Annotated in this window: 15 protein-coding genes; 6 read left to right on the forward strand and 9 right to left on the reverse strand. The window is 43.9% G+C overall.

What is annotated here, in order from left to right; genetic code table 11:
* Positions 1 to 634 precede the first annotated feature (634 nt).
* From CCS90_RS00275 to CCS90_RS00285, 3 genes are all read right to left on the reverse strand, one after another.
* Positions 635 to 1,630: an NAD(P)H-dependent glycerol-3-phosphate dehydrogenase gene (locus CCS90_RS00275; RefSeq protein ID WP_099017512.1), complete on the reverse strand. Its 996-nt coding sequence runs from the start codon at positions 1,628 to 1,630 to the stop codon at positions 635 to 637.
* A complete protein-coding gene (gene secB, locus CCS90_RS00280) occupies positions 1,630 to 2,115 on the reverse strand; it encodes a protein-export chaperone SecB (protein ID WP_099017513.1) in 486 nt (161 codons plus the stop codon). Before secB ends, CCS90_RS00275 begins: the two co-directional genes overlap by 1 nt.
* A gap of 112 nt (positions 2,116 to 2,227) precedes the next feature.
* Positions 2,228 to 2,653: a rhodanese-like domain-containing protein gene (locus CCS90_RS00285; protein WP_099017514.1), complete on the reverse strand. Its 426-nt coding sequence runs from the start codon at positions 2,651 to 2,653 to the stop codon at positions 2,228 to 2,230.
* Between the two features lie 195 nt (positions 2,654 to 2,848).
* Between CCS90_RS00285 and CCS90_RS00290 the strand changes: the two genes are divergently transcribed.
* Positions 2,849 to 3,979 (forward strand): murein hydrolase activator EnvC family protein, encoded by a 1,131-nt coding sequence (locus tag CCS90_RS00290; protein WP_099017515.1) that lies wholly within the window; start codon positions 2,849 to 2,851, stop codon positions 3,977 to 3,979.
* A gap of 226 nt (positions 3,980 to 4,205) precedes the next feature.
* Positions 4,206 to 4,607, forward strand: a complete 402-nt coding sequence (locus CCS90_RS00295; RefSeq protein ID WP_133566439.1) for a hypothetical protein — start codon at positions 4,206 to 4,208, stop codon at positions 4,605 to 4,607.
* A gap of 111 nt (positions 4,608 to 4,718) precedes the next feature.
* Here CCS90_RS00295 and CCS90_RS00300 read toward each other — a convergent pair whose 3' ends face one another.
* Positions 4,719 to 5,735, reverse strand: coding sequence for an isoaspartyl peptidase/L-asparaginase family protein (locus CCS90_RS00300; RefSeq protein WP_099017517.1), 1,017 nt, complete (start codon positions 5,733 to 5,735; stop codon positions 4,719 to 4,721).
* 70 nt (positions 5,736 to 5,805) lie between these two features.
* Here CCS90_RS00300 and CCS90_RS00305 point away from each other — a divergent pair, with 70 nt between their 5' ends.
* Entirely contained in the window at positions 5,806 to 8,844 is a 3,039-nt protein-coding gene (locus tag CCS90_RS00305; RefSeq protein WP_099017518.1) for an aminotransferase class III-fold pyridoxal phosphate-dependent enzyme, read from the forward strand.
* 81 nt (positions 8,845 to 8,925) lie between these two features.
* Positions 8,926 to 9,387: an FKBP-type peptidyl-prolyl cis-trans isomerase gene (locus CCS90_RS00310; RefSeq protein WP_099017519.1), complete on the forward strand. Its 462-nt coding sequence runs from the start codon at positions 8,926 to 8,928 to the stop codon at positions 9,385 to 9,387.
* A gap of 627 nt (positions 9,388 to 10,014) precedes the next feature.
* Here the strand turns inward: CCS90_RS00310 and CCS90_RS00315 are convergent.
* From CCS90_RS00315 to CCS90_RS00335, 5 genes are all read right to left on the reverse strand, one after another.
* Positions 10,015 to 12,066, reverse strand: a complete 2,052-nt coding sequence (locus CCS90_RS00315) for a choice-of-anchor Q domain-containing protein (protein ID WP_099017520.1) — start codon at positions 12,064 to 12,066, stop codon at positions 10,015 to 10,017.
* Between the two features lie 207 nt (positions 12,067 to 12,273).
* Entirely contained in the window at positions 12,274 to 13,470 is a 1,197-nt protein-coding gene (locus tag CCS90_RS00320) for a HEAT repeat domain-containing protein (RefSeq protein ID WP_099017521.1), read from the reverse strand.
* 69 nt (positions 13,471 to 13,539) lie between these two features.
* Positions 13,540 to 15,084, reverse strand: a complete 1,545-nt coding sequence (locus CCS90_RS00325) for a HEAT repeat domain-containing protein (RefSeq protein ID WP_099017522.1) — start codon at positions 15,082 to 15,084, stop codon at positions 13,540 to 13,542.
* A gap of 10 nt (positions 15,085 to 15,094) precedes the next feature.
* Positions 15,095 to 15,844, reverse strand: a complete 750-nt coding sequence (locus CCS90_RS00330; protein ID WP_099017523.1) for a hypothetical protein — start codon at positions 15,842 to 15,844, stop codon at positions 15,095 to 15,097.
* On the reverse strand, positions 15,841 to 16,389 hold the full coding sequence (locus tag CCS90_RS00335) for an RNA polymerase sigma factor (protein ID WP_162846746.1): 549 nt from the start codon (positions 16,387 to 16,389) through the stop codon (positions 15,841 to 15,843). The genes CCS90_RS00330 and CCS90_RS00335 overlap by 4 nt, the downstream gene beginning before the upstream one ends.
* Positions 16,390 to 16,521: 132 nt before the next feature.
* Here CCS90_RS00335 and CCS90_RS00340 point away from each other — a divergent pair, with 132 nt between their 5' ends.
* Together CCS90_RS00340 and CCS90_RS00345 are read left to right on the forward strand one after the other, a co-directional pair.
* Positions 16,522 to 17,127, forward strand: coding sequence for a DUF4166 domain-containing protein (locus CCS90_RS00340; RefSeq protein WP_099018690.1), 606 nt, complete (start codon positions 16,522 to 16,524; stop codon positions 17,125 to 17,127).
* Positions 17,111 to 18,232, forward strand: coding sequence for a saccharopine dehydrogenase NADP-binding domain-containing protein (locus tag CCS90_RS00345; protein ID WP_099017525.1), 1,122 nt, complete (start codon positions 17,111 to 17,113; stop codon positions 18,230 to 18,232). Before CCS90_RS00340 ends, CCS90_RS00345 begins: the two co-directional genes overlap by 17 nt.

Below are 18,232 nucleotides of genomic sequence, written 5' to 3' on the forward strand. Positions count from 1 at the left end.
AGCGAAGCGAAATCGAAGGATTCACCCCTGACAACCCAAATTACCTACTGTCATCCTGAGTGCAGCGAAGCGAAATCGAAGGATTCACCCCTGACAACCCAAACTACCTACTGTCATCCTGAGTGCAGCGAAGCGAAATTGAAGGATTCACCCCTGACAATCCAAACTACCTACTGTCATCCTGAGTGCAGCGAAGCGAAACCGAAGGATCTCCCAATGGAATGATTATTCTTTATAGTTAACCTGATGTGGGCAGCCAGTATAAAGGTTACGATTTTAAGCGAAGCTTAAAGACAGCTACCGCGTCGACCCACAAGGAAGTGGGAAATGCAGAAAGTTGACTGGATCAACTTCTGTCCTGCTATCGCTGCAGACCTACATTCTTGTAGGTCAAGTGGCCTCGGAACAATCCAAATCATGGCGACCGTTGGTGAGCAACGCGAATCAGCAGTCGACTCATCAGATTCTGTGCAGAGGTTACGGTTTTAAGCAAAGCTTAAAGAAGTGGCCTCGGAACAATCCAAATCATGGCGACCGTTGGTGAGCTTCGCGAATCAGCAGTCGACTCATCAAATTCTGTGTAGAGGTTACGGTTTTAAGCGAAGCTTAAAGAAGTGGCCTCGGAACAATCCACTTAATCGAACTCTGGCTTGAGCTCTCTGCCCATCAAAGCCGACAAGGCCTCCACTGTGGTCATTTCATCGTGTACCACTTTCCAGACATGTTCGGTGATTGGCATTTCAACATGGTATTTTTGTGCCAGGCGCATCACCTCGTCGGTGGTGCCGATGCCTTCTACCACTTGACCAATGGTTTTCTTGGCCTCTTCGATGGTCTGACCACGACCCAGGGCCAAACCCATGCGACGATTTCTTGACAAGTCACCTGTAGAGGTCAAAACCAAATCGCCCAAGCCAGACAAGCCCATTAAGGTTTCTGGTTTACAACCCAAAGCCTCACCCAGGCGCATCATTTCGGCCATACCTCGAGTCATCAGTGCGGCACGGGTGTTGTCACCCAAATCCATGCCATCGGCAATTCCTGTGGCCAAAGCCAATACATTTTTCACAGCGCCACCCAATTCAGCACCCATCAAATCTTCTGAAATATAGGCTTTGAAATTATCACTGCGCAAGGCCAAACTGACTTGTTTGGCGAAATCTTGATACTTAGCGACCGATGCCACAGCCACCAGTGTGGGTTTGTTCATGGCCACATCTTTGGCGAATGAAGGACCAGTCACCAGCGCCATCGGCACTGAATCACCCAAAATTTCATCGGCCACTTCATGCAGAAAACGTCCTGTACCGGGTTCGAATCCTTTGCTGGCCCACGCCAATGGCCGTTCACCCAATAAAGGTTTAACCTGTTGCAAAATATCGCCAAAAGCATGCGATGGACACACCACCAAAACGGCATCACTTTGTTCAATGGCTTGTTGTAAATCAGCTTCAATGATTAACTTTTCTGGAAATTTGATTCCCGGAAGGTATTGTTCATTTGAACGACTTTCTTGCATGGCGTCCATGCCTGCTTTGTTTCGCCCCCAGAGAACGGTTGGCTCATTGCGCGACAGTTGCATCGCCAAAGCCGTTCCCCAGGAACCTGCACCAAGTACAGCAAATTTCATTATTGCTTGGTGCTGGTGGCTGCTTGTTCTTGAGCTTGTTGCATTTGTTGTGCGTACATTTGCTCGAAATTAACAGGTTGTAACATCAATGGTTGGAATCCACCGGTCATCACTAAATCACTGACTTGCTGACGAACGTATGGGAACAATGTGTTAGGACAGTAAACACCCAAAGTTTGGTGTAAAGCTTGTTCTGGGAAATTGTGCATGTTGAAAACACCGGCTGTACACACTTCAGCCAAGTAAGCTGTTTTTTCATTCACAGTACATGTCACAGTCGCTGTCAAAGCCACTTCAAAAGTATTGTCATCCAATTTATTGACCTTTTGATTCATGTTTAATTTGATTTCAGGTTGACCTTTTTCATTGAATATATGTGGTGCATTGGGTGTTTCAAATGAAATGTCCTTGTTGTAGATTTTTTGTAAAGACATGGTTGGTCCTTGAGTTTCAGCGTTCGCTGCTGCTTTATTTTCTTCTGTCATGATAGCTTCCTAAAATAATAAATGGATCAATGATCCTTTTGTAAGTTGTTTGATGATTTGATTGTGTGCTTGTGAGCCCAATCTACCCTGTCTTGATTTTTGCTTTGCTGTATTAAGCCTTACTGAGGGGCAGCTTATCATTCAACCATGAATTGATACCACCTTGTAAATTAAACACTTGTTCAAAACCGGCATCAGATAAATGCTGGCTGGCTTTCAATGAACTTTTGCCCACTTGGCAATAAACGATCACTGGTTTTTTCTTCAACTTGTCGATCTTGGCTTTACCCGCGGTGATGTCGTCCAAAGGCATGTTGATGGCATTGACGATATGACCTTGATCAAAAGCTTCTTTAGGCCTGACATCAATCACTTGGGCATTTTTGTGATTAACCAAACGAGTCAACTGATCCACGTTTACATTTTGGTAGGCTTTGCTTTTTTCTTTGTACAAAGAATTCAAGAATAAAAACAACACCACCAAAAACAAAACAACCATAAATGGGTGGTTGCCTGCAAACTCCATCAATTGTGACATCGCCTGTCTACCTAAAATTAAAAAAAGACAATATAAGGTATCAGCACGAAAAATCAAGTCAAAAGCTCGAAAAACCAAGGATATGTGTCATTAAGAAAAATAATCAAAGGTAAAACAGTTTTTTCTCAGCATTGAGTTTGCTAATATGACCACTTCTTATACACACCGAGAAATTTTCTGATCTGCCTGCGTTTTTTGATTTTAGTTTTGCTGTTGCTGCCACATTGCCAGTGGGTATCGGCACAAAATGATGTGGACGAAGTCGCAATCAATGAAAAGTTGAATCACATTCGTTTGCGTTTAACCGATTTGAAAAATGCCTTAAACCAAGCCGAAGGTGAAGAAGCCAAACTGATCAAGGAATTAGAAAATCAGGACCAAAAAATCAATCAACAAGGCCAGTTAATCCGGTCCATCAATGACAAAATTTCCACGGCTGAACAACAAATTGAAGTCTTGGGTCAGGAAATCAAAAATAAAAATGAAAGCATCAGTGTACAAAAATCACAAATGGCCGATTTACTGCGCCTGCATATTTTCATTAACCATGATCGCATCCTAAAAATGATGCTGTTAAACCCAAGCACCAAAAATGCAGAAATCACCCAACATCAAATCAAATACCTGCAATTTAAACTCTATGATTTGATAAAAAGCATCGCTTTACAAATCAAACAACTGGTGTTGTATCAAGGTCAAATCAGCATTCAAAAAGACGAATTGGTGCAACAACAGCAACAACTGGAACAAGAGAAGGATGTGATGTTGGAACAAAAACGCCAGCGAGCAGTGGTATTAAACGCCTTAAGAAACACCATAAAAACATACCAAACCGAAAATGAAACACTCACCAAAGACAGCGAACGACTTAATCAACTGCTGTTACAAATCACCCAGTACTTGAATGACTTGCCGGAGAATTTAGGTGAAGATGTTTCCTTTGCCAAACTCAAAGGCAGCCTTACCAAACCGTTGGATGGTACGGTGATCCGTTCATACCGTTCCCTGCGTGCTGGCTACAGTCGCTGGGACGGCATAGTGATTGGCAATGAAGCGGGTCAAAACGTTGTGGCGACGGCCTATGGCCGGGTGGCTTTTGCCGATTGGTTGCGTGGCTATGGCTTGTTGATTGTGATTGATCATGGCGATGACTACATGACTCTTTATGGCCACAATGAAACCTTGTTGGCAGAGGTAGGTGATTGGGTTCAAGCCGATCAAGTGATTGCGACTGCCGGCAACTCAGGCAACATCGACCCAAGCGGCGTGTATTTTGAAATCAGAAAAGCCGCAGACCCTACCAATCCAATTCCTTGGTTTAAGTAAATGGCCATCTTCCCACACAGCTCCCATAACCATTCACCGCCTGTAATGAACTTTGATCCCAATAAATACTGATTCAGCACGAGTTACTGAATCCAATGGCAATGCAGTTAACAGTTTGTCCATATCAGATGAAATCACTGCAAAAATTCATTCTACATTCAGTTTCGTAGGTGTAATATTGTTTTACATTGTAGAACTTTTCCTCACCACCGATAGGAGCATTAAAATGAAAAAATTAACATTACTCACTGCTTTGTTACTTTCTGGAGCTGCATTTGCTTTTAACTTTGCTTCTCCCAGCGAGCCATCAGCAAAAATCATCTTGAGTCACTCAAATGCAGCCAAGCAGATATTTCCGGTTAAATTATTGATGGTTAATGGCGAGAACATCAATGTTCGCTCTGATGCCGTGTGGTTAGCACCGGGTGAATATGAATTGCGTTTGGCCTCTTTTGTAAACAAAGACTACACCAAACAAATCATGAGTCCAAAAGAAAGGCGTGGCATCAAAGACTGGAAAAACACCATGAAAATTACAGTGGAAGCCGACAAGTCTTATTACATTGGATACGACGCTTCAAGCAATCAAACTGAAGATTGGCAACCGGTTGTCTATAAAGTGAAATAATCACCAACAGGTTTACCTCAAAAAAGGCTGTGTGGCATAAGCCCACAGCCTTTTTTATTTGTCCAATTTTATGTTGACTCACCCACAGTGGTGCAACATCAAATCAAACCATTACTCATCGCCATAAATCGCCACTTTTGATTTTTCAGTGGTTTTATACCCGCGGTACATGCCTGGCGTATTGAATACCATCACTGGCTTACCCGCAGGATCCATGCCGATGATGCCACCAGAACCACCCACCGATTTTAACTCTTCCATGATCACTTCATCCGCGGCTTGTTGTAAGGATTTGTTTTGATAACGCACCCTGGCGCAGATGTCATGAGCCACGGCATATCGAATAAAAAACTCACCATGACCGGTGGCGGATATACCACAGCTGCGGTTGTCTGCATAAGTACCGGCGCCAATCACTGGAGAATCTCCAATGCGGCCCCATGCTTTGTAAGTCATACCGCCGGTTGAGGTTCCGGCTGCCAAATTGCCTGCTTGATCCACAGCGACTGCACCCACTGTGCCAAATTTAAATTCAGCATCTAATACGTCTTGCCCAGAGGCAATCTCTGCCTTTTTGGCTTTTGTTTTGGCATCCACTTCTTGCCAAGCTTTGAACCTTGCTTCGGTATCAAAATAATCATTGTCCACTTGTGCCAATCCTTTGAGTTCAGAAAAGGTGTCTGCACCGCTGCCCGCCAACATCACATGGGGTGAATTGAGCATCACTTGTTCAGCCGCTAAAATGGGGTTTTTGGTGAAAGACACACCAGCCACAGCACCGGCTTCTAAATCACTGCCTCGCATGATGGATGCATCCAGCTCATGCTTTCCAGGTTTGGTATAAACCGCCCCTTTGCCCGCATTAAAATTGGGTGAATCTTCCATCACTTTAATGGCAGCAATGATGGCCTGGGTAGAATCACCACCCGATTCCAATACAGCATAACCAGCATCCAGGGCCGCTTGTAAAGCCTGTTTAATACTTTCTTCTTGAGCTGCCGATAATTGATCACGTTGAATGGTTCCGGCACCACCATGGATCACGATTGAAATATTTTGTTTTGCTGCCACCGCCATACCTCCAGATAAAATAACCACTAAAAACACCACTAAAATCAACTTTTTCATTTAAGCCCTCGCAAATATAAACACTTCCACTACAATAACAAAAATTCGCTTCATTTTGGCAGAAGATTACATGCAACCAACAAACCCAATCAGCACTGAACAAATCCAGATTTGGTTAAACACCCACTGTGGCATCAAAGGTCAGGTAAGCGAGTTGGTGGGTGATGTTGACCACAATTACCGCTGCCAAAGTGACACCCAGGCTTATACCGTTAAAATCGCTCATGTCAGTGATTTAAGTGAATTTGCATTTGAAACCGCATTGCTACAACACATTGCTGACAGTGCTGACCCAAGCCTCTCCTTACCGCTGCCGGTTTTAAATAAAGACGACAACTGGCTCAGTGTGGTCAGTCAACACAACGATCAACTGACTGTGATGCGGGTGCTAAAATGGGTTGAAGGCAGCCTGTGGTCTGAATACTCCCCTCATGCTGAACCACTGCTGACTCATTTGGGGCACCAAACAGCCCGTTTGAACCTCAGCTTACAACACTTCGAACACCCCGATGCCACAAGACCATTTGAATGGGATTTGGCTCAGTGCTTGTGGGTTAAAAATTATTCTGACCTTTTTACAGCCGACCAATGCATCACATTGAAACATTTCATTGGTTTATTCGAAGCACAAGAAAACAATTACCAATCATTAAGAAAACAGGTGATTCACAATGACTTGAATGACAACAATGTTTTGTTACAAACGGACGAAAAAGACCGGCCTCATGTCAATGGATTTATCGATTTTGGTGATGCCATCTGTACACAATTGATCAATGAATTGGCCATCGCTGTGGCTTATGGCATCATGCACAAAGCAGACCCTTTATTGGCAGCAGCACAAATCGTCCAAGGTTATCATCAAATCAACCCTTTACAGGATGAAGAATTGGTCCAACTGTATCAGTTGGTGGGAATGCGCTTGGTAGTGAGTGTAACCCAAGCCGCCATCGCCAAAACAAAAAACCCGGACAATGCTTATAAAACCATCAGTGAACAAGCCGCTTGGCATGTGTTGAATCTTTGGAAAAACATCCATCCCCGATTTGCCTACTACCAATTCAGAGCAGTCTGTGGGTTTTCCCCACATCCCGAGCAACAAACACTCGAGTCACACCTGCTGCAAACCAAGGTGACATTGAGCCAAATGTTTCCTGAGCACCACAACAAACCCCATGTGCATGTGGTTGATTTAAGTGTGGGCAGCACTTTACTGGGCGCGGCGGCTGAATATGAAGACCATGACCACCAAAGCTTCAAAATTGATCAGTTGCAAAAAAAAGTTCCGGATCACTTTCTGGCAGGCGGTTATTGTGAAGCACGATCATTTTACGCCTCTGATGCATTCAGCATCGAAGGCAACACCGGCAAAGAGTATCGCACCATGCACCTTGGGCTCGATGTGTGGTTACCCGCTAAAACCGCCATCCATGCACCTTTGGCTGGAAAAGTTGTTGGCTTACACAACAATGCCTTTAAAAGAGATTATGGCCCGACCATCATCTTGGCCCATGAATACACATTGGCATCTGGCAAACCCGCTCTTTTCTATACTTTGTATGGACACCTCAGTCAAACCACCTTAGAGCTACACACAGTGGGTGATGACATCCAGTCAGGTCAATTGTTGGCCTGGGTGGGCGAACCCCATGAAAATGGCGGCTGGAGTCCGCATTTACATTTTCAAATTGTTCATGATTTACTGGGCAAAATAAATGACTTTCCAGGTGCTTGTACCCCCAATCATCTGTCGGTTATGAAGGGCATTTGTCCCAACCCCAAACACCTTTTCAGTTACCTTGAACCTGCTTCAACTCAGATACAAAACAACCATAAATTAATTGAATACCGCCACAATCACTTGGGTAAATCTTTGAGCCTGGCCTATTCAGAACCCATCCAAATGTTGCGTGGTGATGATGTTTATTTGATTGACCATTTGGGCCAAAAGTACTTGGACACCTGTAACAACGTGGCTCATGTGGGACATGAACAACCACAGGTGGTGGCTGCTGGACAAGCACAAATGGCGGTGCTCAACACCAACAGTCGATATTTACATCCTGCCATTGTTGAGTTCACACAAAACTTACTTGCCACCTTACCTGCTCAATTATCGGTGGTGCACCTGGTTAACTCTGGCTCAGAAGCCAATGAATTGGCCCTGCGCATGGCCAAAGCCTTTAATGGAGGTGATGATGTGATTGCACTGGAATCAGGCTACCACGGCAACAGCAATGCCTGCATCAACATCAGTTCCTATAAATTTGATGGTAAGGGTGGACAAGGGGCACCCAACAACACTCACATTGTGCCTTTGCCCGATTCATTTCGTGGCCGTCACCGAGGTCAGTCTTGCGCATCAGCCTATGGCGCTTATGTCGATCAAATCATCGAGAAATTATCTGCTGAGAACAAACAACTGTCTGCGTTCATCGCTGAAAGTATCGTTTCTTGTGGTGGTCAAATTGAATTGCCTGCTGGTTATTTACAACAGGTTTATCAATCTGTCAGGACTGCCGGTGGGGTTTGTATTGCTGATGAAGTACAAGTGGGCTGTGGTCGCATTGGTTCGCACTTTTGGGCCTTCGAGCCACATGATGTGGTTCCTGACATCTTGACCATAGGCAAACCCATTGGCAATGGTCACCCATTGGCCGTGGTGGTTTGTACCCGAGAGGTGGCCGATCGGTTTGCCAATGGCATGGAATATTTCAATACCTTTGGCGGCAACCCAGTATCAGCCACCATAGGCAATGCCGTGTTGAACGTCATCAAACAACACCGGTTACAAGACAACGCCTTGACCACAGGCCACTTTCTTAAACAACAATTGAAACAAATGATGGCCGTCCACCCCATCATCAAGGATGTGCGCGGACAAGGCTTGTTTTTGGGTTTTGAATTGTGTGATGATGACTTGAACCCGTTACCGCAAAAAGCCAGCTACCTGGCAGATCGCATGCGTGACTTAGGGGTTTTAATCAGCACCGACGGACCTGACCACAATGTGATTAAAATCAAGCCGCCCATCTCCTTCAATAAAAACCATGCCCAAGAGCTGTTAAAACGATTGTCTCAGGTGTTTAACGAAACAGCGATGCAATGACAATCAGTAAAAACAAGCTCATAAGCCATACAGGCTGAAGTTTGTGATAGAATGCCGGGCTCAAAATAATCAGGATACAACATGCAAATCAAAAAAGATTGTGTGGTAGCCATGCACTACACATTAACCAATGACCAAGGTGAGGTTTTAGATTCATCTGAAGGTCGCGAGCCCTTGAAGTTTTTACAAGGTGCACATAACATCATCATCGGCCTGGAAAAAGCCATTGAAGGCAAGCAAGTCGGAGATGCTTTTGATGTCTCTATTGAGCCAGAAGAAGCTTATGGCGTACGTCATGAACAAATGATTCAAAAAGTACCAAAGTCGGCCTTCCAAGGTGTTGACAACCTGGAAGTGGGCATGTCATTCCAAGCAGAAACCGAACAAGGTCCAGTCCCTGTAAAAATCACCGAAGTGGTGGATGATGTGGTTACCGTTGACGGCAACCATGAATTGGCTGGTGAACGCTTACACTTTAAAGTCAGCATTGAAGAAGTCAGAGAAGCCAACAAAGAAGAAATGGAACATAACCACGCCCATTAAGCTGTTAGCTTTGCAAACGCTTCTTTTTCCTTCGGAAAAAACCGCAATTGCTTCGCAGTATAAAATGAGTTTTATCTGACAAGCTTCGCTTGCCAACCTAAAACATACTTTGTTTACTATGGAACAATAAGCCTACAGGAATGTAGGTTGCAGCTGAAGCTGTTGGCCTACATGGATGTAGGTCTGCAGTGGTGGTTCATAACATTTAATCCATCAAGTCGGCTGTATTACATGACCTGACTTCGCTCATCAACTGAAAATATAATTGGATGGCTTCTATAGCAGCCTATCAGTTTCGCTGAAAACCGCAATGGCTTCGCAGTATAATATGAGTTTTATCTGACAAGCTTCGCTTGCCAACCTAAAACATACTTTGTTTACTATGGAACAATAAGCCTACAGGAATGTAGGTTGCAGCTGAAGCTGTTGGCCTACATGGATGTAGGTCTGCAGTGGTGGTTCATAACATTTAATCCATCAAGTCGGCTGTATTACACGACCTTGCCTTCGCTCATCAACTGAAAATATAATTGGATGGCTTCTATAGCAGCCTATCAGTTTCGCAGCCTTTGATGAATTTTCAAACTTGCGCTTGGTATTCAAGCATTATCTACAACATGCAACTCATCACAAATCACAAGTGATGCCTGCAGGTTGGGTCAATCGAACATGGTTTAATTCACCACTGCCATAGCCTGAAACCGTTGAATGGTAACTGATGTCTATCTCATTGCAGCCAGGTTTGTGAGTGATTGTCACCTCTCCCCAAGATGAAAACTGGATTTCATTGCTGTTGAATTGACTGCCAAAACCAGTGGTTGCTGTCGGATACAACATGTTGGCGGTGATGGTGTTGCCATTGATGCTGGCACCAGAACCAACCAACCAAAACTGTTCGCCTGATGGGGTATAGGTATAGAAGAACACCACCGCGGTGTTGTCATCAATCACATCAATGAAAATACCCTCTCCTGATCGTTGTGGATCAAAAAACGAACCTGATCGTCCGATTTTTTCTGAGGGCTGGGTTTGTGCACAAGTCAACAAGCGTGAAAGTGTGAAAGCTTCAACCAATAAGTTTTCCAGTGGTTCCTCCATTTCTTTGTTACTTTCAAAAACCATGCGACCTGGCTTATCAGTGGCCTCACAATCAGGGAACACCAATGACATGCTGCCAACGAATTCGTTCTGAATGTTACTGGCATCAAAGGCCGCTCCAAAAGCACCGCCACTTGCCCGATACACTTCATCAATAACGATGGAATTACCCATTCGACTGCCACTGCCAACAAACCACATCAAATCAGTCTGATTTGGGTGATAAGTAAACATCGCCACCAGAGCACTGTCATCACCCAACATTTCAACATGAACCCCTTCACCATTTCTGTCGGTATCAAAATACAATCCACTTTGTGCTTCGGTTATGTCTGGGCCACCTTGGACTTCATAGTAACCCATGTCGCATTCAAACACGCCATCACCATTGGCATCTTGAGGTCGTCCCAAACCCCTGGCGTCGATATAACCACAAGGCAAATAATCAACACCATCAGGATTGTCTTGCATCATCGAGGCACCCGCATCAATCGCTGGTGAACCGGCTTTAAGTGCAATCACATCATGTTCATCCGGTAGGTTAACCATCGGATCGGTATCAGGTAAATCTGTACTTTGGTCCAAGCCACAACTGTTTTCAGTTGAAATGTTATAGCCCAATGAATGAAACGCATCGGTGCCAAAATCATTGCACAAGGCTTTTAGAATACCTGATGTCTTGTTGTTAGTACTGGTTGAAATCGCATCAAACAGATTGCCAAAAAAATTGATGGTGTCGGTTGAATCAAATATGTCTCCCCTGCCAACAACACTGTTGTTTCTGAAAGACATTCGACCCCTTGGGTTTTCAAATAACACATTGTTGCAGTCAGCAGAAAATGTGTTGTTTTCTACCGTCAAGGTTGAAAATGTGGCATTGATGGAGGAGTTTAAATTCAGGTCGCAACCAAAAACACCGGCTGAATTATCAGCAAAAACCTGATGTTTAATCACTGCCCTGGATTGTCCTTGGATGCTGATGGCTCCACCAACAGTACCCGCTCTGTTTTCTCTGAATTCACCACCAAAATCGTTTCTGTAACCAAAAGTATTTATACACATCAGTTCTGATTCACCACCCATGTAAATGGCGCCACCTTCCCCAGAAGCAAAATTATTGCGAAAGTTGGTGCCCCTACATTGCACGGTTGTCTCATCGCCAGCCAAGATGGCCCCGCCATTGCCATTCACCGAAAAGCTTTCAACATTGATAAAACCATTCATACCTAATCGACCGTGGCCCGATACCTCAAGCAATCTAAACTGAGGGGCATTGATGTCTCGCTTCAATGTGATTCTGTTTTGCGCCGCAGGCGTTGTAACGATTTGAACCACGCTAGAAATCACCGGCAAGGCATTGTCGGTTCCCATATAAGCTTCAGTGAATGTAAACGAGGTTTCTCCTGCAGGACCGGGTTGAATGAAAATTTTCGCAGCAGCCGTATTGTTATTGGCACTTTCTATGGCTGCTATCAGCCCTTGGTTGTCGCCGGCATTGACCACAAATATTTGGGTGTTGTCCTGCGCTTGAGTGCATTGAATGAAAAACATGAAAATGAAGCTGATGAAAATTTTATACATGTGTTGATCCTTTAAAATGGAAGCTACTAATGTATGCGTAAATAAGCCTTGAATCGCGCCATATTTTTGATCAAATCAATTTACTTTGCTCGTTGACTACGCATCCACTGTGGTTGGCTTATCATTATACAGAAAATCAATCAGGCATAAAAAAACCAAGAATGATGCTCAGATCTCTTGGTTTTTCAAGCATTGAAAGGTATTTGTTTACAATAACTGCGCCAATTTTTCTAAGGTGTCGGCATCATCAGATTGGCTCAACCAAAAAATGGCTTTCTTTTTGATGTTGATGCCAAAGTTCCCTCTGACAATATTAAACAAGGCTGCAGCGGATTCCTTGGCAGGTAATTGTGACAGCACAAACACTGCATTTTCTTGCTCTGCTTCTGTACCGCCGGCTTTGAGTAAATTCAACGCCGCTTTTTTGGCTTGCTGTGGGTTGTTTTGAGCCAACCAAAACAAAGCCTTTTCGCGCACTTCAGCCTCTTTATGGTCTTTAACCAATTGGACCAACAATTGATTGGCTTCATCGTTGTTGATTTGTGACAATGAAAATATGGTTTTTTCTTTGATGTTTGCACTGTCAGAGGTATTCAGCATATCAAGTAAAAAAGCAGGCAAGTCAGCCACATCATCGGCTTGACTGAGCCAAAAAATGGCGTCAAGCTGTTGTTCTTGGTCTTGGTCATGTTGGGCGATTTGTTGCAACAGTTTTACCGCGTCTTCATGTTGATTCTGACTCAAAGCAAAGTTCACTTTTCGTCTGATTTCACCCACTGGCATGTCCTGATACAATGACTTTAAATAGGCGAAGCCGTCTTGCTGCCTTTGACCCAACCAGAAAACCGCTTGCTCTGAAGTATCACCGGCATTGGCTTCGGCCAATTCAAACAAAGTGATTGCTGCCTGTTTTCCTTGGTGTAGGCTCAATGCATACAATCCACCTGTTTCATTTTTATCTTGCTCAGCCACCACCTGGTCTTTGAGCCATTGAATGCTTTGCTGACCAGAAACTCCATCCAACCAATCGATGGTTAAGCCTTTTGCGGTGACCTCACAGTAATCACCAACAGGCATGATGCGGGTAACCTTTCCTTGATTGAGGTGCACAAACACATGGATGTTTTCCGTGGTCGGGCTTTGGCTGCTGGAACCAAAACCATGCTGGGTTTTATTTAAATCACAAACGGCTTGATAACCTTGATTGAAACAACACATGGAAGCGGTATTTTCTGTCGCTGGAACGCTGTAAGCAAACCATTGATTTGCTGATTGTTGATTCACGTATGGCTGTATTTGACTGGACACTATGTTGACGTTTAAATTTTTAAAAACGGGTGCAGTTGAGTTGGACCATACAGGGCTTGTAGCCAACAGCAGTAAATATATCATTGGTTTTTTCATGTTATTCTCCGGCTGGGGTTGAGTCCTAAAGCCTCAACCCCTGTTATTATTTGAATGTTATATACACCCTCAATCTTCGATGGCATCAAGCAATGCATCAGAATCAGTGATGGCTATGGTTTGGATGATTTGTTTCTTAACTTCATGATCAGTTTCTGATTTCAAGAGCTTAATCATCACTTTGACGTTGTCTTGCATCATCAATGCTTGCAACACAGCTGCTTTGACATTGGCATTTCCTGCATTGAATCTTTCGATCAAAAAGTCTTCATCCAAGGCTTCTGAAGTCATACCAAAGGCATGAAAGAATGCCTCATCATTGGCTATACTTGGGTCTTTTCTATACAGCTCCATCAACACATCAACGGCATCCATGGCTCCCAGTTGGTGAATGATGGCTTGTTTGGTATCTGAGTCAGTCTCTAAGGCATACAGGTCACGAACTTGGCTGACCGCATCCATGGCCATCAAGGCATTCAACAAACTGTGTTTGCGTTCTTTGCTGGTCTCAGATTTAATCAAACCCACAATCAAATCAGGGTCGACATCGGTCGCTATAAAGACATTTGAAATGATGTCTTTTTCAGATGAGTCCTTGGCCTTTTGGTACAATTGAACCAAATAGTCACCCATGCCTTCATCATCAACCATGATCAACGAATGGATGGCTTGGTTTCGCACTTCTTGATTGGTTTCATGATCGATGACTTCATACAAATAGCCCGCTTCACCGGACAACGCCAAGGCTTCTAAAATGGCTCGTTTTTGATCACCACGTGACGCTTTATACATGTCTTTCAATGCGGCGGACTCACCTTTGATGCCCAGCATTTGAATCATGTAAAGACTCAAGTCTTCATCTTTTTCTTGCTTCATCAATTTCAGTAATTGAGTGCTGTCATCATGGTGAATAAAGCTTTGAATGATGGCGCCTTTGATGTCCTTACTGCTGCTTTTTTCATACAGTTTGGCCAGCTTGTTTCGACTGGCTGCACCACTTCGTAGGCTCAACATTTGAATCGCTTGGTGTTGTAATCCTTCGTTTGTTTCACTTTCAATAAAGCGAAACAAATAATCAACCACTGCTTCATGGTCGCTTAAACCCAGCAACTGAATGGCATTCATTTTGGTCCTTTCAGAGTCTGATTCCTCAAGCATTTTATACACTTTGGGCAAGGCTTTTTCAGGGTTGTTGAACATGATTTGCTGTAAGGTAAATAATTTCAACTCTTCATCCAAAGCGTCTTGATACGTGACACTTTCTCCCCCATCACCATTTTCATACAACAACACTTTGGCATCATCAACCCATTGACTGTCTGGGTAACTGCTGATCAGTTTTTCCAACAACCTTTTGGCCTGAGCCTTTTGTCTGATTTTGTAATGTGAATAAGCTTCCCAATACATGGATGCTTCCTTCAAGCGTTTATTGTTGGCTGCCTGTTGAAATGATTCAATGGCATCACGCCAATCTTTACTTTGAATGGATATTTTGCCGAATTCATAAGCTTCCTTGGCTGCCAGTTCTTTGTTATTGTCCTGATCATCTGCATAGACATTGAATTGACATAACATCAGTCCAATGATGAATGATTTTTTAATTTTGTTTAGCATGTGTCTGCTCCTAAATAATGTCGTTTTTTTGGGCCAATTGCTGTTTCATCACTTTGATTTGAAACATCAGGTCATTTGATTTTGAATCGCTGACCCAATTGGCTTGGGGTTGTTTGCCATGGGTTTGTTCTGAGGGGTTTGGTGCGCTGCCGTTGGCATATTCCAACAATATCGGCTCCAAATCTTGCAAAAGTTGACTGGTAAAATGACCCTTGTGATTGGCCAAGGCTTGTTTAAATATTCGGTTAGATGATAATAACCTTTGAGCCGTTACCTGACTGTTGTAGCTGCCATTGTCATTACTCACTTGGGTTAAAAACACCTCGCTTTGAGTCAAATGCAATTGAATGTTTTGTGCCAACAACAGTTCTTGTAATTCACTGCCGATGATTTCATTGTTTTGATTGCGACCGGTATAAAAAGCCAGTAAAACCAATGCCATGATGGTGGCAAAGCTTGCCAATGAGTACTGAGGCACCAAAAACATGTTTTTCAGCGATGGTAACCAGGCTGAAACACCTGATTTTGGTTTGACTTCTTCAGCCACCAATTTATCAGCGATTTGATGCCACAATTGTTGACCATAATCTTCAGGCAAATCATGTTGTTTCTGTTGTAGCGTTTCTATGGCATTCATGTCTGCCTCCAGTTGATCCAGCTGATCACAGCGTGCTGGTGAGCTCAAACATTGATCAATGTCTTTTTGCTGGGCTTCATTGAAATAAATCATCAGTAATTTTTCATCTTCTGTGGATTTCATGCGCTCACCTCTGTGGTTAATTGTTTGCGTAGTTTTTGTACGGCTCGGAATATGGTTTGTTTACAGGCGTTGTTTTTAATGTTCAAAACCTGAGCGGTTTCGTCAATTGAATAGCCCTGATGGTGTTTCATGGTAATCGCCAACCTTTCCACATCACTGAGGTCCGACATGGCATCACTGAGGCGGCGATTCAAATCCAATCGATCACCGGTGTCCATGCTGTGATCGGTGATTTCCCGTTGGGCACCCTCTTCATCCAAAGATTGGGCCATTTGACGGTTGGCCTTACGCAAATAGTCAATCGCACTGTTGGTGGTGATGCGCAACAACCAAGTTGAAAACTTGGCTTGTGCCTGATACCTGCCAATCGCTTGGAAAGCTTTGATAAAAGTTTCCTGGGCAATGTCTTCGGCATAACTGGCATCAGCCGTATACCTATAAGCCAATCGATTAACGGCTTGGGCATAATGTAAGACAATCAGCCGAAATGCATTCTTGTCACCTGCAGTGGCATTTTTTACCGTTTTGTCATCGATTTCGTTCATCATGTCAGCTTAAACGCAGTCTGTTTGGATTTGGTTATTATTTATTTTAAATATTTTCATTCCCATTGACAGGGATTCCTGGCTGTAGCGCAATTGTTGTACAATGGCACCATCATTCAAAGCAGTGATTCCATGCAAAAACACAACACCATCAAATGGCACCTTGGCCACAACTGGCATCAACTGCATCCCAATGTTCAACGTCGATTTAACCGCTTACCCACCGAACAGAACCCAATCATTTATCAAGGCACAATGGAAACAGTTCAGTGCTCCAAAGCAGGTTGGCTGTTTGCCTTTTTAACCAAAATAATCGGCAACCCATTGAGTCCGCATCAAGGCACAGATGTGCCCATGGAAGTCAAGCTCACCAGCCGAGAAAACCAAGCAGGGGTTTATTGGCAGCGCACATATCATTTTCTCAACCAAGCACCCTTCCAAGTCACCTCAGTAAAAAAAGATGACCATGGAAGAATGATGGAAATGGTGGGTGGTGGTTTTGGTATGTTTTTAGACGTGTTAGCGGAAAATGGCGAATTACATTTCAAAAGTACGCGATACTTCTGGAAGTTCATCCATTGGTATGTGCCTTTGCCTCATTGGTTGAGTCCTGGTAAAACACACGTCATCCATCAAGATTTGGGCGCCGGTGAATTTAGATTCACCATCACCATGAATCACAGCCTATTGGGCCAAACCTTCTACCAAACCGGTGTTTTTCATGAAGCAAACAAATAAGCAGCAACGGATTTTGGTGCTGGGCGGTTATGGCACTTTTGGTCGTCGCATCGTGAAGGCTTTATGCTCCAAAGGTTTTACCCTTTTTGTCAATGGCAGAAATAAAACCAAAGCTCAAGTTTTGCTGGAGAACATCCTCAAACAACAACCAGATGCCAAAGTCATGGACGCTTGTTTTGACGTATTTGTGGAATTGAAGACTCATCTGGAAAAAATCAAACCTGACTTGGTCATCCACTGTTGTGGTCCATTTCAAGACCAAGACACCGCCATAGCACAAACCATCATCACTGCAGGCATCCACTACATAGACCTGGCTGATGGTCGAGCGTATTGTCAAAATATACTTAAGCTCAACAGCCTGGCAGAACAAAACCAAGTAACGGCCATAACCGGCGCCAGTACGGTGCCTACCTTGTCTTCCGCCGTGTTGCTACACTTACAAAAAACCTTTCACATCAAATCGTTTGAATCCGTTCGAATCGGTATTTCGCCCGGACAAAAAACCAGCCGTGGTCTGGCCACCACCCAAGCCGTGTTGTCATATGTGGGTCAACCATTGAAACCGTGGCCAGGACTGAACAAAACCAAATTTGGCTGGCAAGACACCTATTTACAACCCTATCCTGGGATAAAAAACCGACTGATGGGCAACTGTGAAGCGGCGGATTTGGATTTGCTACATCAACACTTCCCGATTAACAAGCTGAGTTTTTCTGCCGGCATGGAAAGTAAGCTGTTACACGGTTTGATCTGGTTTTGTTCATGGATGGTAAGGCTGGGACTGCCGCTGAAATTGGCAGATCATGGGGCACGATTGTTGTCTGTCAGTCGTTGGTTTGATTTTTTGGGGGGCCACGATGGCGGCATGCATGTTGAGATCAAAGCATTGGATCATCATGGAACTCACATCAGCAAAACCTGGTATGTGATTGCAAAGCACAATGACGGACCACAGATTCCATCTATTCCAGCCATTATCTTGGCGGAAAAAATATTGAATCAAAACTTAGCCACAGGCGCCAGAAGCAGTGTCAACCAAGTCAGTCTCACAGAATACTCAGACGCGTTCCAAGGCCTGGCTATTCAAACCTTGATTCTGTGA

The organism is Marinicella litoralis (assembly GCF_002591915.1).
In the GTDB taxonomy this organism is placed as follows: Bacteria; Pseudomonadota; Gammaproteobacteria; order Xanthomonadales; family Marinicellaceae; genus Marinicella; species Marinicella litoralis.